General features: G+C 51.6%; 11 protein-coding genes and 1 tRNA gene. All 12 read left to right on the forward strand.

Translation table 11 applies throughout. The features are described 5' to 3' along the window. Window positions 1-48: 48 nt before the first annotated feature. Window positions 49-124, forward strand: a tRNA-Trp gene (locus tag HMPREF9439_RS07755). A 53-nt stretch (window positions 125-177) separates the two neighbouring features. Continuing rightward, the gene (secE, locus tag HMPREF9439_RS07760; protein ID WP_008810405.1) at window positions 178-561 is read left to right on the forward strand and encodes a preprotein translocase subunit SecE; all 384 of its coding nucleotides are present in this window, start codon (window positions 178-180) and stop codon (window positions 559-561) included. A 12-nt stretch (window positions 562-573) separates the two neighbouring features. Next, complete coding sequence (gene nusG / locus HMPREF9439_RS07765) at window positions 574-1,110, forward strand: transcription termination/antitermination protein NusG (RefSeq protein ID WP_008810406.1); 537 nt, start codon at window positions 574-576, stop codon at window positions 1,108-1,110. 108 nt (window positions 1,111-1,218) lie between these two features. Then, window positions 1,219-1,653 carry a 50S ribosomal protein L11 gene (gene rplK, locus HMPREF9439_RS07770; protein WP_008810407.1) on the forward strand — a complete coding sequence of 145 codons (435 nt, stop codon included), beginning with the start codon at window positions 1,219-1,221 and terminating at the stop codon, window positions 1,651-1,653. Continuing rightward, window positions 1,653-2,345, forward strand: coding sequence for a 50S ribosomal protein L1 (rplA, locus tag HMPREF9439_RS07775; RefSeq protein ID WP_008810408.1), 693 nt, complete (start codon window positions 1,653-1,655; stop codon window positions 2,343-2,345). The genes rplK and rplA overlap by 1 nt, the downstream gene beginning before the upstream one ends. A gap of 257 nt (window positions 2,346-2,602) precedes the next feature. Next, window positions 2,603-3,133 carry a 50S ribosomal protein L10 gene (rplJ, locus tag HMPREF9439_RS07780; protein WP_008810409.1) on the forward strand — a complete coding sequence of 177 codons (531 nt, stop codon included), beginning with the start codon at window positions 2,603-2,605 and terminating at the stop codon, window positions 3,131-3,133. A 48-nt stretch (window positions 3,134-3,181) separates the two neighbouring features. Further along, a complete protein-coding gene (gene rplL / locus HMPREF9439_RS07785; protein WP_008810410.1) occupies window positions 3,182-3,559 on the forward strand; it encodes a 50S ribosomal protein L7/L12 in 378 nt (125 codons plus the stop codon). Window positions 3,560-3,789: 230 nt separating this feature from the next. After that, a complete protein-coding gene (rpoB, locus tag HMPREF9439_RS07790; RefSeq protein ID WP_008810411.1) occupies window positions 3,790-7,923 on the forward strand; it encodes a DNA-directed RNA polymerase subunit beta in 4,134 nt (1,377 codons plus the stop codon). Beyond that, window positions 7,923-12,167, forward strand: coding sequence for a DNA-directed RNA polymerase subunit beta' (gene rpoC / locus HMPREF9439_RS07795; protein WP_083769652.1), 4,245 nt, complete (start codon window positions 7,923-7,925; stop codon window positions 12,165-12,167). The genes rpoB and rpoC overlap by 1 nt, the downstream gene beginning before the upstream one ends. Window positions 12,168-12,456: 289 nt before the next feature. Next, window positions 12,457-12,834 (forward strand): 30S ribosomal protein S12, encoded by a 378-nt coding sequence (gene rpsL, locus HMPREF9439_RS07800; RefSeq protein WP_040603522.1) that lies wholly within the window; start codon window positions 12,457-12,459, stop codon window positions 12,832-12,834. A 108-nt stretch (window positions 12,835-12,942) separates the two neighbouring features. Next, entirely contained in the window at window positions 12,943-13,416 is a 474-nt protein-coding gene (rpsG, locus tag HMPREF9439_RS07805) for a 30S ribosomal protein S7 (RefSeq protein WP_008810414.1), read from the forward strand. 57 nt (window positions 13,417-13,473) lie between these two features. After that, a complete protein-coding gene (gene fusA / locus HMPREF9439_RS07810) occupies window positions 13,474-15,576 on the forward strand; it encodes an elongation factor G (RefSeq protein ID WP_008810415.1) in 2,103 nt (700 codons plus the stop codon). Window positions 15,577-15,650 lie beyond the last annotated feature (74 nt).

A 15,650-nucleotide genomic window follows, 5' to 3' on the forward strand; every position in this document is an offset into this window, starting at 1 on the left:
GTCGGTGCCGGCGTTGTTTCTAAGATCGTCGGCTAATAAAAGATTTTTAGGGGTATAGCTCAATTGGCAGAGCGACGGTCTCCAAAACCGTAGGTTGAGGGTTCGATTCCTTCTGCCCCTGCCACCAAAAACGAACCGCGGCCTTAGGGTCGCGGTTTGATTTCACGGAAACAGTAAATGAGTACGCAAAACGCAACACCGGCAACAGAATCAAAAGGCGGCGTCCTTTTGATGACGATTGCTATCCTTATTGCAGTAAGCGGAGTTTTTGCTTTTGCCTTACTGGCGGAACAACCTACCGGTATTCGCGTGGGTATTTTGATCGGCAGCTTAGTCGTCGGCGTTGTTTTAGGTTGGTTCAGCGCACCCGGCAAAGAATTTGCCAAGTACTGCAAGGCCTCCTACGAAGAACTGAGAAGAGTTGTTTGGCCGACCAGAAAGGAAACGATCAATACCACCGGTATTGTCTGTGCCTTCGTGGTCGTGATTGCCTTCTTCCTTTTCATCGTTGACAAACTCATCGAGTTTCTTCTTTACGATGTCCTTCTTTCTCTGATCTAAAGAGAGTTGAAAATGTCCGATATGAAATGGTACGTTGTGCACACTTATTCCGGAATGGAGAAGAGTGCCGAGTCTGCTCTGAGAGAGAGAATTGCTCGTGAGGGACTGCAGGATTGTTTCGAAGAGATTTTGGTTCCGACAGAGGACATCTCCGAGGTGAAAAACGGCAAAAAGCGTGTTTCCACCCGCCGTATGTACTCGGGCTACATCTTCGTCAAAATGATCATGAACGACGAGACTTGGCATCTCGTCAAAAATACGGCTAGAATTACGGGCTTCCTGGGCGGCAGTGCAAACAAGCCGTCTCCGCTGCCTGCTAAGGACATTGAAGCCATCAAGAGCAAAATGGAAGCCGGTTCCGAGGCTCCCAGACCTCGTGTCGAATTTGAAGTCGGCGGTTCTGTTCGCATCAAGAACGGTCCGTTTACAGACTTTAACGGAATAATCGAAGAAGTGAACTATGACAAGAACAGACTTCGTGTTATGGTATCGATCTTCGGCCGCGACACTCCCGTTGAACTTGCTTTCAACGAAGTCGAGAAGGCTTAAAGAATATCGGTTTTCTGCCTGAGAGTCCGAGCAGGAAACCTCTTATTTTTATGGACTCTTTACCTCGGGGAGCTTCATTGCCGAAGCGTCTACCCGTAAGGAAAATAAATGGCAAAGAAAATTGTAGGCTTTATTAAGCTTCAGGTTCCTGCCGGTAAGGCTAATCCCTCGCCACCTATCGGTCCGGCTCTGGGTCAGCGCGGCTTGAACATTATGGAATTCTGCAAGGCCTTCAACGCAAAAACACAAGGCGTTGAACCGGGTCTTCCTATCCCTGTCGTGATCACGGCTTACGCCGACAAGAGCTTCACCTTCGTGATGAAGACTCCTCCGGCCACCATCCTGATCAAGAAGGCTGCAAAGATTCAGAAGGGTTCTGCCCGTCCGCATACAGACAAAGTCGGCAAGATTACACGTGCTCAGGCTGAAGAGATCGCTAAGACCAAGATGCCTGACCTTACAGCTGCCGATATGGACGCCGCGGTTCGCACTATCGCCGGAAGCGCTCGTTCCATGGGTATCACCGTTGAAGGAGTGAAATAATGGCAAAGATCAGCAAACGCGAAAAAGAGAACAAGAGCAAAGTTGAAGCCCAGAAGTTCTACGCTTTGAATGAAGCTGTCGAACTCGTCAAAGCTCTTGCCAATGCCAAGTTCAACGAATCCGTTGATATCGCTGTTCAGCTCGGCATTGATCCTCGTAAGAGCGATCAGGCTGTCCGCGGTTCTGTCGTTATGCCTGCCGGTACAGGCAAGACAGTTCGTGTTGCAGTTTTCGCCCAGGGCGCTGCTGCAGAAGCTGCTAAAGAAGCCGGTGCCGATATCGTCGGTATGGAAGATTTAGCCCACGAAATCAAAGGCGGCAAGATGGATTTCGACGTTGTGATCGCTGAACCCGCAGCAATGCGTGTTGTCGGTCAGTTAGGTCAGATCCTCGGCCCGCGCGGCTTAATGCCGAACCCGAAAGTCGGTACTGTTACACCGAACGTTGCTCAGGCTGTTAAGAACGCTAAGGCCGGTCAGGTTCAGTTCCGTGCTGACAAAGCCGGTATCATTCACGCTCCTGTCGGTCGTGCTTCCTTCGAAGTTGAACAGCTTCTTACGAACATCAAGGCCCTCATTGAGCAGCTGAACAAGATCAAACCCGCTTCTACGAAGGGCGTTTATATTCGTAAAGTTGCGGTTAGTTCGACAATGGGTCCCGGTGTCAAGGTTGATGTTCAGACATTGAACTAATTTCGTTTCAGAGCAATCCGAAACCGGGCGCAAGCCCAAGTAAAGGACTTTGGGTTACAGCCTCTGGGCTGTAGCCGTCAAAGACCGCTGGCGAATGTGTCATTCTTAATATCCCGAAGCGGAAAACCAGCGTAGATGGCAACCGAAGAGAGAACAAGCGTTGTGTGTCCTGACGGACAGATTCCTTGGAACTCTCGGAGTGAGCCGGTTATTTTGAACCGGTGCTGTGAAAGCAGCACCTCTGAGTGGAGCAGACCATGGGTCTTAATAGACAAGAAAAGGCTGACATGATCAAAGAGATCAGCGAAATCATCGCTGGTACCGAAGGTCTTGTTATTGCCGAATACCGTGGGCTGACCGTAGATGCAGCCACCAAACTCCGTAAAGAAGCACGTGAGAATGGTGTTCAGTTGCGCGTTTTGAAAAACACCTTAGCACGCCGTGCCGTCAAAGACACTCCGTTCGAAGGCTTGTCCGATCAGTTTGTCGGACCCCTTCTTTACGGTTTTTCTGCTGACCCTGTGGCTCCTGCCAAGGTCATGGCTAACTTTGCCAAGACAAACCCGCAGCTCGTTATTAAGGCTGGTGCAATGCCCAACAACGTCCTTGACGTTGCCGGCGTTGAAAAACTTGCCACAATGCCGAGCCGCGATGAATTGCTGGCTAAGTTGATGGCCACGATGAACGAACCGGTTGCTAAGTTCGTTCGTACGCTCAACGAAGTTCCCGCACGTTTCGTCAGAACTCTTGCTGCAGTGCGCGATGCCAAAGAACAGGCTGCTGCCTGATTTTGTAAGTTTTAATTTTTAGTTACACAACGTATTGGAGTTACCAAAATGGCTTTGTCCAAAGAAGAAATCCTTGACGCAATTGCGTCCATGTCCGTTCTCGAAGTTTCCGAACTCATCAAAATGATGGAAGAAAAATTCGGTGTTTCCGCTGCTGCAGCTGCTGTTGCTGTTGCTGCCCCTGCCGGTGGCGCTGCTGCTCCTGCTGAAGAAAAATCCGAATTCGACGTCGTTCTGAAAGAAATCGGCGCTAACAAGGTTCAGGTTATTAAGGCTGTCCGTGAACTGACTGGACTCGGCCTGAAGGAAGCCAAAGACCTCGTCGACGGCGCTCCTAAGACTGTTAAGGAAGGCCTTGCCAAGGCTGACGCTGAAGAAGCCCAGAAGAAACTGGAAGCCGCTGGCGCCAAGGTTGAACTGAAGTAATTTTTCAGTTATACTGCAAGGCTCCATATTTGGAGCCTTGTTTTTTTTTCCTATCGGAAAACTTTGAGTGGGTCATTCAGTATGATCCAGCCAAAGTCTTCTGCAGGAGCATAATTTAGACAATTTGAGTTTTGCCGCGCATTGGGCCCTGGTGAGGGCTCGGCGTGGCTATTCGTGTCTGTTATTGCTTTTGGGGAATTTTCTTTTTTTCTCTTTCGAACGGAGCGTTCATGTCGTACTCGTTCACTGAAAAGAAGCGTATTCGGAAAAGCTTTGCCAAGCGTCCGAGCGTACTTGAAGTGCCTTCCTTACTGGAAACGCAGTTGCATTCCTACCACGAATTTTTGCAGGCAGATGTTCCCGCTGCAGAGCGCCGTGATGAAGGTTTGCAGGGTGCATTTAAATCCATCTTCCCTATCGTCAGCCACAACGGTTTAGCCAGGCTTGAATTTCAGGAATATATTTTAGACGATCCTGTCTTTGATGTCTCTGAATGTCAGCTTCGCGGACTGAATTATTGCTCTCGCCTCAGAGCAAAAGTCCGTCTTGTTATTTTCGACAGGGACCAACCCAAGCAGTCTACTGTAAAAGAGATCCGCGAGTCAGAAGTTTACATGGGTGAAATCCCTTTGATGACGAAAAAAGGATCTTTCATCATCAACGGTACCGAGCGCGTTATTGTATCTCAGCTTCATCGTTCTCCGGGCGTATTTTTTGAGCACGATCGCGGCAAGACACACAGCTCCGGAAAACTGCTGTTCAGCGCCCGTATTATTCCGTACCGCGGCTCTTGGCTCGACTTTGAATTCGATGCGAAAGACATTCTTCACTTCCGTATCGACCGTCGCCGCAAGATGCCCGGAACCATCATGCTCAAAGCATTGGGCATGACACCGGAAAGCATTCTGAAGCAGTTCTACGAATTCGATCACTACACACTGACCCAGGACGGCGCCACGCTCGAGATCATTCCGTCTCGTCTCCGCGGTGAAATTGCCGCTTTTGATATTAAAGATCCGGAAGGCAAAGTTATTGTTGCCAAGGATAAGCGTATCAATGCCCGTCACGTTCGTGAAATCGAAAAGCTCGGCATTACCGAACTTCCGGTTCCGCTTGACAACCTCATCGGTAAGGTCATCGCTACGAATCTGTATGACGAAGATTCCGGTGAAGTCGTGGCCAACGCCAACGATGAAATTACTCCGGAACTTCTTGAGAAGATCCGCGAGCACGGCATCGATTCTTTCGATACGCTGTACATCAACGAACTGAACCGCGGTCCGTACATTTCCGACACTCTGAGACTGGACGAAACTCCTGATCAGCTGTCCGCACGTATTGCGATCTACCGCATGATGCGTCCGGGCGAACCGCCTACAGAAGAAGCTGTTGAGACATTGTTCCGTCGTCTGTTCTTCGATCCCGAAACATACGATCTGTCCCGCGTCGGCCGCATGAAGATTAATTCCCGCTTCAACCGCGGTACCGAAACCGGTCCGATGACGCTTGAACCGGAAGACATCATCGATACGATGAAGGCTATCGTTCAGCTTCGCAACGGCGAAGGCCAGGTTGACGATATTGACCACTTGGGCAATCGTCGCGTCCGCTGTGTCGGTGAATTGACAGAAAACCAGTTCCGTTCCGGTCTTGTTCGTGTCGAGCGTGCCGTTCGTGAACGTTTGGGACAGGCCGAATCCGACAATCTGATGCCGCATGACCTGATCAACAGCAAACCGATCAGCGCAGCTATTCGCGACTTCTTCGGTTCTTCTCAGCTGAGCCAGTTCATGGATCAGACCAACCCGCTGTCTGAAATCACGCACAAGCGCCGTATTTCCGCATTGGGCCCGGGCGGCTTGACTCGTGAGCGCGCAGGCTTCGAAGTTCGAGACGTGCATCCGACTCACTACGGTCGTGTCTGCCCGATTGAAACGCCTGAAGGTCCGAACATCGGTTTGATTAACTCTCTGGCTCTTTATGCGCGTCTGAACGACTACGGTTTCCTTGAGACACCGTACAGAAAAGTGATCGACGGTCACGTAACCAACGAAATCGCCTACCTCTCTGCAATCGATGAAGGCAACTACATTATTGCTCAGGCTAACGCTTCCATCGATGACAAGGGCAACCTGAGCGACGAGCTCGTCAGCTGCCGTGATAAAGGCGAATTCGTCCTGATGCGTCCCGAACGCGTTCAGTACATGGACGTGGCTCCGGCACAGATCGTTTCCGTTGCTGCTTCCCTGATTCCGTTCCTGGAACACGATGACGCGAACCGTGCTTTGATGGGTTCCAACATGCAGCGTCAGGGCGTTCCCTGTCTCCGTCCGGAAAAACCTGTTGTCGGTACGGGCATCGAAAGAACGGTTGCGGTTGACTCCGGTACGACTGTTCAGGCAGAGCGCGGCGGTGTTGTTGACTACGTCGACGCCAACCGTATCGTTGTTCGTGTAAATGACGAAGAAAACGTCCCCGGCAGAGTTGGTGTGGACATTTACAACCTTCAGAAATTTACACGTTCCAACCAGGGTACGAATATCAACCAGCGTCCTATCGTCAACCCCGGCGACCATATCGCCAAGGGCGACGTGATTGCTGACGGTGCTTCGACCGATCTCGGCGAACTGGCATTAGGTCAGAATATGATCGTTGCCTTCATGCCGTGGAACGGATACAACTACGAAGACTCTGTGATGGTGAGCGAAAAAGTGGTTGCTGATGACCGTTATTCTTCCATCCACATTGAAGAGCTTTCTGTTCAGGCCCGTGATACCAAACTCGGCAGCGAAGAAATTACGCGCGATATTTCGAATCTGAGCGAAAACCAGATCAACCGTCTCGACGAATCCGGCATCGTTTACATCGGTGCTGAAGTCAAGGCCGGTGACGTTCTGGTCGGTAAAGTGACTCCGAAGGGAGAAACTACACTGACTCCGGAAGAGAAACTGCTTCGCGCTATCTTCGGTGAAAAAGCCAGCGACGTTAAGGATACTTCTCTGCGCGTCCCGAGCGGCATGGTCGGTACCGTTATCGACGTTCAGGTCTTCACACGTGAAGGCATCGAACGCGACAAACGCGCCCAGTCCATCATTGACGATGAACTGAAGCGTTACCGCACCAACCTGAATGACCAGTTGAGAATTGTTGAGCGCGACGCTTTCGAACGTCTGGCTCGTCAGCTGATCGGCAATGTTGCTCAGGGCGGTCCTGACGGCTTAGGCAAGGGCAAGAAAGTCACTAAGGAATACCTCGACGGCCTCAATGTTCACAAGTGGTTTGACATCCGTATGGCTGACGAAGAGCTGCAGAAGCAGATCGAAGAAGTCCGCATTTCCTTGGAAGCCAAACGTAAAGAGTTCGACGAAGCTTGGAACGAAAAACGCAAGAAACTGACTCAGGGCGACGAACTGCCGACAGGCGTTCAGAAGATGGTCAAGGTTTATCTAGCTGTTAAGCGTCGTCTGCAGCCCGGTGACAAGATGGCCGGTCGTCACGGCAACAAGGGTGTGGTTTCCCGCATCACTCGTGTCGAAGATATGCCTTTCATGGCCGACGGCAGACCTGTTGACATTGTTCTGAACCCGCTGGGCGTGCCTTCCCGAATGAACATCGGTCAGGTTCTTGAAGTTCACTTGGGCTGGGCTGCTTTCGGTTTGGGCTGGAGAATTGCTGAAATGCTCAAGCACGAGCGCAGCAAGCAGGTCGCAGAGATCCGTGAGTTCTTGAACACGATTTACAACAAGAGCAGCGGTAAGAAGGAAGACTTTGATTCTCTGACCGATGACGAAATCATCGATCTGGCTAAACACCTGAAGAAGGGTGTTCCGTTCGCAACCCCAGTGTTCGACGGCGCAAGCGAAAGCGACATCCGTGAGATGCTCAACCTTGCCTTCCCGGAAGAAACCGCGAAGAAACTGCACCTGACTCCTTCCAAGACTCAGGCCCAGCTCTTTGACGGACGCACCGGCGACGCATTTGACCGTCCGGTTACCGTCGGCGTGATGCACTATCTGAAACTGCACCACTTGGTCGACGACAAGATGCATGCTCGTTCTACCGGTCCGTACTCTCTGGTTACACAGCAGCCTCTCGGCGGTAAAGCTCAGTTCGGCGGTCAGCGTTTCGGTGAAATGGAAGTCTGGGCGCTTGAAGCTTACGGTGCCAGCTATGTCCTGCAGGAAATGCTTACTGTTAAGTCTGACGACGTGACGGGACGTACAAAGCTCTACGAAAACATTGTCAAGGGCGATCACGTGATCGACGCCGGAATGCCGGAATCCTTCAACGTTCTCGTTAAGGAAATCCGCTCTCTGGGCATTGACATTGATTTAGACCGTGATAAGGAATCTTCTAAAAAATGATGAAAGCTTTTAACTCTCTCTTTAAGACAAATAAAGAGAATGAGCCGTTTGACGCGATCAAGATCGGCATTGCTTCCCCGGAAAAGATTCGTTCTTGGTCTTACGGTGAAGTAAAGAAGCCTGAGACAATTAACTACCGTACGTTCAAACCCGAACGCGACGGCCTGTTCTGCGCAAAGATTTTCGGACCGATTAAGGACTACGAATGTCTTTGCGGCAAATACAAGCGCCTGAAACATCAGGGTATCGTCTGCGAGAAGTGCGGCGTTGAAGTCACACTTTCCAAAGTCCGCCGCGAACGCATGGGCCACATTGAACTGGCCAGCCCTGTTGCTCACATTTGGTTCTTGAAGAGCCTTCCGTCCCGCATGGGTATGGTTCTCGATATCCCTCTGCGTGATATCGAACGCGTCTTGTATTTCGAAGCCTATATCGTTGTTGATCCCGGCATGACCGAGCTGCGCAGAGGCCAGCTCATGACCGAAGACGACTACATGGCCAAGACCGAAGAATACGGTGACGAATTCAAGGCCATGATGGGTGCTGAAGCCATTAAAGAGCTTCTGGCTACTATCAACATTGACGAAGAAGTCGAGGATCTCCGCAGAGAGCTTTCCGAAACTACCAGCGAAGCTAAGGTCAAGAAGATTGCCAAGCGTCTGAAAGTTCTCGAAGGCTTCCAGCGCTCCGGCATTAAGCCTGAGTGGATGGTTATGGATGTTCTTCCGGTTCTTCCGCCGGATCTTCGTCCGCTGGTTCCGCTCGACGGCGGTCGTTTCGCCACAAGCGATCTGAACGACCTCTATCGCCGCGTGATCAACCGTAACAACCGTCTGAAACGACTTCTTGAGCTTAAAGCTCCGGACATCATCGTCCGCAACGAAAAGCGTATGCTGCAGGAAGCCGTTGACTCTCTGCTGGACAACGGCCGCCGCGGCAAAGCCATGACCGGTCCTTCCAAGCGTCCGCTGAAGTCTTTGGCAGACATGATCAAAGGTAAGGGCGGCCGCTTCCGTCAGAACCTGTTGGGTAAACGTGTTGACTACTCCGGCCGTTCCGTTATTACCGTCGGTCCGTACCTGAAACTGCATCAGTGCGGTCTGCCGAAACTGATGGCTCTTGAGCTCTTCAAACCGTTTATCTTCAACAAGCTTGAACTGCGCGGTCTGGCTCCGACAATCAAGGCTGCCAAGAAGATGGTTGAGAATCAGGATCCGGTCGTTTGGGACATCCTTGAAGAAGTCATTTACGAACATCCTGTGATGCTGAACCGTGCGCCTACGCTGCACCGTCTCGGTATTCAGGCGTTCGAACCGCTTCTGATTGAAGGCAAAGCCATTCAGCTGCATCCGTTGGTCTGCGCAGCATTCAACGCTGACTTCGACGGCGACCAGATGGCTGTTCACGTACCCCTTTCCTTAGAGGCACAGCTTGAAGCCCGTTCTCTGATGCTGGCTTCCAACAACGTGCTGTTCCCTGCCAACGGCGATCCTTCGATCGTTCCGTCTCAGGACATCGTGTTGGGCTTGTACTATTCGACTCGTTCCCGTATCAACGGAAAGGGCGAAGGCATGTTCTTTGCCGATATCGGCGAAGTTGAACGCGCTTTGGCCAACAAGGTTGTCGAGCTCCAGACACGCTGCACCGTTCGCGTTAAAGAATTTGACGTCAACAAGGAAACCGGTGAAAAGACACCGAAGCTGGTTCGTTACGAAACCACCGTCGGCCGTGCGCTTCTTTCCGAAATTCTTCCTCCGGGCCTGCCGTTCTCCGTTTTGAACAAGACCCTCAAGAAGAAAGAGATCGCCAAGCTGATTAACATGGCTTTCCGCCGTTGCGGTCTGCGTGAAACCGTGATCTTCGCCGACAAACTGATGCAGCGCGGCTACCACCTCGCTACCATCGGCGGTCTGTCGATTGCTATCGACGACATGATCGTTCCAGAACAGAAGAACGAGATCGTTCACGAAGCCGAACAGGAAGTCAAAGAGATCGATGCTCAGTACACTTCCGGTTTGGTGACTGCCGGCGAACGCTATAACAAGGTGGTTGATATTTGGGGCCGTACGACAGAAAAAGTCGGTAAGGTGATGATGGATGAAATCTCCAACGAACCTGTTATCGACCGTCACGGCAACAAGACAACTCAGGAATCCTTCAACTCCATCTACATGATGGCGGACTCCGGTGCCCGTGGTTCTGCAACTCAGATCCGTCAGCTGGCCGGTATGCGTGGTTTGATGGCTAAGCCGGACGGCTCCATTATTGAGACTCCGATTACCGCGAACTTCCGTGAAGGTCTGAACGTTCTGCAGTACTTCGTGTCTACCCACGGTGCTCGTAAGGGTCTGGCTGATACGGCTTTGAAGACGGCTAACTCCGGTTATCTGACACGTCGTTTGGTTGACGTGACTCAGGACTTGGTTGTTACAGAAGACGACTGCGGAACCCATCAGGGCGTTCTGATGAAAGCCTTGGTTGAAGGCGGTGAAGTGACCGAAAGTCTGGCTGACCGTATTCTGGGCCGCGTGACGGCTGATCCGGTTATCAACCCGGATACCCAGGAAGAAATCTTTCCGGCCGGTCATCTGCTCGAAGAAGACGACGTCGAACTCATCACGAAGCTCGGCATTGACGAAGTCAAGATCCGTACTCCGCTTACCTGCGAAACACGCTACGGTCTTTGCGCCAAGTGCTACGGCCGCGATCTCGGCCGCGGCAAGCTCGTTAACGCCGGTGAGGCTGTCGGTGTTATCGCCGCCCAGTCCATTGGTGAACCGGGTACTCAGCTGACCATGCGTACGTTCCACATCGGTGGTGCTGCTAGCCGTACAGCTGTTGCCAGCAACGTCGTTACGAAGTCTGCCGGCACGATTCGCTTCACAAGCTCTATGCGCTATGTGACCGGTGAGAAGGGCAACAAGGTTGTGATTTCCCGCTCCGGCGAAATCGTGATCGAAGGTCCGAACGGCCGCGAGAGAGAACGTCATAAGATTCCTTACGGCGCCAACCTCCTTGCATCCGATGGTCAGCAGGTTGAAATCGGAACCGAACTTGCCAACTGGGATCCGATGACTCGTCCGATCGTTACCGAATACGCAGGTAAAGTTCGCTTTGCCAACGTTATCGACAACGTCACGGTTAAGAGCCAGGTGGACGAAGTTACCGGCTTGAGCTCTTTGGTCGTTATCGACGCTAAGCACTCTTCTTCCAGCAAGATCGGCAAGCCGCTGATTCAGTTCCTCGATGCCAACAACGAGCCCGTTAAGATTCCGGGCACCGAGCATCCTGTGAGCATTCAGCTGCCGGTCGGCGCTCTCATCATCGTTCATGACGGTGACGAAGCCAAGGTCGGTGACGTGCTTGCCAGAATTCCGACGGAAAGCCAGAAGACTCGAGACATTACCGGCGGTCTGCCGCGTGTTGCCGAGCTCTTCGAAGCCCGCTCTCCGAAGGACGCAGGTATTCTTGCCGAGGCAAGCGGTACCGTTACCTTCGGTAAGGAAACCAAGGGCAAACAGCGTCTGATCATTACTGACACCCAGGGTCAGGATCATGAATTCCTTATTCCTAAGGATAAGGACATTCTGGTTCACGACGGTCAGGTGGTTCACCAGGGCGAAGTCATTGTTGACGGTCCTGCCGATCCGCATGACATCCTGAGACTTCAGGGTATCGAAGCTCTGGCTCGCTACATTGTTGACGAAGTCCAGGCTGTGTACCGTCTGCAGGGTGTGAAGATCAGCGACAAACATATTGAAGTGATTGTTCGCCAGATGCTTCGCCGCGTTGTCATTACCGATCCGGGCGACACCAAGTTCATCACCGGTGAACAGGTCGAACGCAGTGAAATGCTCGATGAGAACGAAAAAGCTCTTGCCGAGAACAAGCGTCCCGCTACTTACGACAATCTGCTTCTCGGTATTACCAAGGCCAGCTTGTCTACGGACTCCTTCATCTCTGCCGCTTCCTTCCAGGAAACGACCCGAGTGCTTACCGAAGCAGCCATCATGGGCAAACGTGATGAACTGCGCGGCCTGAAGGAAAACGTGATTGTCGGCCGCTTGATTCCTGCCGGTACCGGTTTGGCCTATCACAGAGCCAGACACGACCGCGATGCTTTCAAGTACGACAATGAGATCGAAACTTCCGAAGCTTATGTCGGAAACGAGAACATCGTGAGCGATGTTCCTGCGATTCCCGAAGCAGAAGTGACCGGTGAGAGCAAAAGCTATCACAACTAATTAGGTTTTAACTCCTCCAAAAAAGCGGCTGAAAGGCCGCTTTTTTGGTTTTTGAAAAACGCTGAATACAATTGCTAACCTATTCAGCCAAATAGAAAAGTTTGACAATTGGTTGAATTTGCGCAATAATGCGGAACTTTTCGGAATCCCGCCCGGGTTTCTGCGCTCTTTCTCGGCTGCCGTGCAGCACGTCCTTTCGCGCAGAGTCCGCGCATTTTCCTTAAAGTTTTTTATTAACCTCCACTCCGTCAAAAGAGTGGTTTTTCTAATCGTTTCGGATACGGACTTTATGCCGACCATTAACCAATTAGTGCGTAAGCCTCGCGAGAGAGCTATTGAAAAGAGCAAGAGCCCTGCGCTCAACAACTGCCCGCAGAAACGCGGTGTCTGCACCCGTGTTTACACAACAACTCCGAGGAAGCCGAACTCCGCTCTTCGTAAAGTTGCCAAGGTGCGCCTGACCAACGGCTTTGAAGTCATCTCCTATATCGGAGGTGAAGGCCACAATCTTCAGGAACACAGCGTCGTTTTGATTCGCGGCGGTCGTGTGAAGGACTTGCCGGGCGTTCGTTACCACGTCGTCCGCGGCTCTCTTGATACTCAGGGTGTCAAGGATCGTAAGCAATCTCGTTCTAAATACGGCGCAAAGCGTCCTAAACAGGCTTAATACCGGATCGCTCCCGGTAACGGTCTCTTTTTATGACCGAGTAAGTCGCATTTTCATGATGGAAATGCATTTTCAAATTATTTGACTGAAGACAAAACTGAGGTAAACATGCCCCGTCGTCGCGAAGTACCTAAACGTGAAGTTCTCCCGGATCCTAAATTCGGTTCCGTTGAGATCACCAAATTCGTCAACATGATCATGCTTGACGGCAAGAAAGCCGTTGCAGAACGCATCGTGTATGGCGCTTTGGAAGAAATCCAGAACAAGTCTGGTAAAGATCCCCTCGAAGTGTTCACAAACGCTTTGAACAATGTTCGTCCGCTGGTTGAAGTTAAGTCCCGCCGTGTCGGCGGTGCCAACTACCAGGTTCCGGTCGAAGTTAGACCTGTCCGTCGTATGGCTCTGGCCATGCGCTGGCTGCGTGAAGCTGCTAAGGGCAGAAGTGAAAAATCTATGCCGCTCCGCTTGGCCGGCGAGCTTATCGACGCCTCTGAAGGCCGCGGCGGTGCTATGAAGAAGCGTGAAGAAGTTCATCGTATGGCTGAAGCCAACAAGGCCTTCTCTCACTTCCGTTTTAACTAATTTCTTTTTCAATAGGGGAGGCCCGGCGGGCTCTCCCCATTATCAGAGGATAGAAACATGGCTCGCAAAACTCCGATTGAGCGTTATCGCAATATCGGCATTTCCGCGCACATCGACGCGGGCAAAACAACCACCACGGAACGCATTCTGTTCTACACCGGCGTTAATCACAAGATTGGCGAAGTGCACGATGGCGCTGCGACCATGGACTGGATGGAACAGGAACAGGAACGCGGCATTACGATTACCTCCGCTGCTACTACTGCTTTCTGGCGCGGTATGGACATGAACCATCCCGAACACCGTATCAACATTATTGATACCCCGGGACACGTTGACTTCACTGTTGAAGTTGAACGTTCCATGCGTGTTCTGGACGGTGCCTGCATGGTTTACTGTGCTGTCGGCGGTGTCCAGCCTCAATCCGAAACTGTTTGGCGTCAGGCTAACAAATACAAAGTTCCCCGTCTTGCTTTCGTGAACAAGATGGACCGTACAGGCGCAAACTTCTTCAAAGTTTACGATCAGATGAAGACTCGTCTGAAAGCTAATCCTGTACCTATCGTTATTCCTATCGGTGCTGAAGACACTTTCAAAGGCGTTATCGATCTGGCCAAGAGAAAAGCCATCATTTGGGATGAAGCTTCTCAGGGCATGAAGTTCAAATTCGAAGACGTTCCCGCCGAGCTGGTTGAAGAAACCGAAAAATGGCGCAGCAACATGGTTGAAGCTGCTGCCGAAGCTAACGAAGAACTGATGGACAAGTACCTGAACGACGGCGACCTCTCCGAGGCCGACATCAACAAGGGTCTGCGTCTGCGTACCATCGCCAACGAAATTCAGCCGATGCTCTGCGGTACAGCGTTCAAGAACAAGGGTGTTCAGCGCATGCTTGACGCTGTTATTGAACTGCTTCCGAGCCCGGTTGACATTCCTCCGGTCCAAGGTGTTGATCCTGATGACGATTCTGTCGCTAGTCGTAAGGCTGATGATAAAGAGCCGTTCTCCGCTCTTGCCTTCAAGATCATGACTGACCCGTTCGTCGGTCAGCTGACCTTCCTTCGCGTGTACTCCGGCGTTGTTAACTCCGGCGACACCGTTCTGAACTCCGTCAAGGGTAAGAAAGAACGTATCGGTCGTTTGTTGCAGATGCACGCTAACGAACGTAAAGAAATCAAGGAAGTTCTCGCAGGCGACATCGCAGCTGCTGTCGGTCTGAAAGAAGTGACCACCGGCGATACACTCTGCGCTATCGACCATCCGATCATCCTTGAAAAGATGGAATTCCCAGAACCGGTTATTTCTCAGGCTGTTGAGCCCAAGACTAAGGCCGACCAGGAAAAAATGGGTATCGCTCTTAACCGTCTGGCTCAGGAAGATCCGTCTTTCCGTGTCCGTACTGACGAAGAAAGCGGTCAGACCATTATTTCCGGTATGGGTGAGCTCCACCTCGACATTCTTGTCGACCGTATGCGTCGTGAGTTCAACGTTGAAGCCACAGTCGGCAAACCTCAGGTTGCCTACCGTGAAACCATCCGTTCTACTGTTGAGAACGCCGAAGCTAAGTTTGTTAAGCAGTCCGGCGGCCGTGGTCAGTACGGCCACGTTGTTCTGAAGCTCGAACCGAACCCCGGCAAGGGCTACGAGTTCGTCGATGCTATCAAGGGCGGTGTTGTTCCCCGCGAATACATTCCTGCCGTTCAGAAGGGTATCGAAGACACCATGAAGTCCGGTGTTCTGGCCGGTTACCCGGTTGTTGACGTTAAGGCAACACTCCACTTCGGTTCTTACCATGAAGTGGACTCTAACGAAAACGCCTTCAAGATGGCCGGTTCTATGGCTTTCAAAGAAGGTATGCGCAATGCCAGCCCGGTTCTGCTTGAGCCGATCATGGCTGTTGAAGTTGAAACCCCGGAAGAAAAGATGGGCGACGTCATGGGCGACCTTTCTTCTCGCCGCGGTGTGATCCAGGGTATGGACGACTTGCCCGGCGGAGGCAAAGCTGTTAAGGCTGAAGTTCCGCTGTCTGAAATGTTCGGTTATGCTACACAGCTCCGTTCTCTGACTCAAGGTCGTGCTTCCTACACAATGGAATTCAAACATTACGCTGAAGCTCCGAAGAACGTTGCCGAAGCTGTGATTGAAGCAAAAACGAAGTAATTTTTAAACGCTGTTCTTTTATTTAATATTTAAGGATTAAAAATGGCAAAAGAAAAGTACGAACGTACTAAGCC

Source organism: Parasutterella excrementihominis YIT 11859 (genome assembly GCF_000205025.1).
Lineage (GTDB): Bacteria > Pseudomonadota > Gammaproteobacteria > Burkholderiales > Burkholderiaceae_F > Parasutterella > Parasutterella excrementihominis.

Excerpts from the sequence above, each read along its gene's own strand:
- secE (WP_008810405.1), top strand. The coding sequence starts at position 178 with ATGAGTACGCAAAACGCAACACCGGCAACAGAATCAAAAGGCGGCGTC.
- nusG (WP_008810406.1), top strand. The coding sequence starts at position 574 with ATGTCCGATATGAAATGGTACGTTGTGCACACTTATTCCGGAATGGAG.
- rplK (WP_008810407.1), top strand. The coding sequence starts at position 1,219 with ATGGCAAAGAAAATTGTAGGCTTTATTAAGCTTCAGGTTCCTGCCGGT.
- rplA (WP_008810408.1), top strand. The coding sequence starts at position 1,653 with ATGGCAAAGATCAGCAAACGCGAAAAAGAGAACAAGAGCAAAGTTGAA.
- rplJ (WP_008810409.1), top strand. The coding sequence starts at position 2,603 with ATGGGTCTTAATAGACAAGAAAAGGCTGACATGATCAAAGAGATCAGC.
- rplL (WP_008810410.1), top strand. The coding sequence starts at position 3,182 with ATGGCTTTGTCCAAAGAAGAAATCCTTGACGCAATTGCGTCCATGTCC.
- rpoB (WP_008810411.1), top strand. The coding sequence starts at position 3,790 with ATGTCGTACTCGTTCACTGAAAAGAAGCGTATTCGGAAAAGCTTTGCC.
- rpoC (WP_083769652.1), top strand. The coding sequence starts at position 7,923 with ATGAAAGCTTTTAACTCTCTCTTTAAGACAAATAAAGAGAATGAGCCG.
- rpsL (WP_040603522.1), top strand. The coding sequence starts at position 12,457 with ATGCCGACCATTAACCAATTAGTGCGTAAGCCTCGCGAGAGAGCTATT.
- rpsG (WP_008810414.1), top strand. The coding sequence starts at position 12,943 with ATGCCCCGTCGTCGCGAAGTACCTAAACGTGAAGTTCTCCCGGATCCT.
- fusA (WP_008810415.1), top strand. The coding sequence starts at position 13,474 with ATGGCTCGCAAAACTCCGATTGAGCGTTATCGCAATATCGGCATTTCC.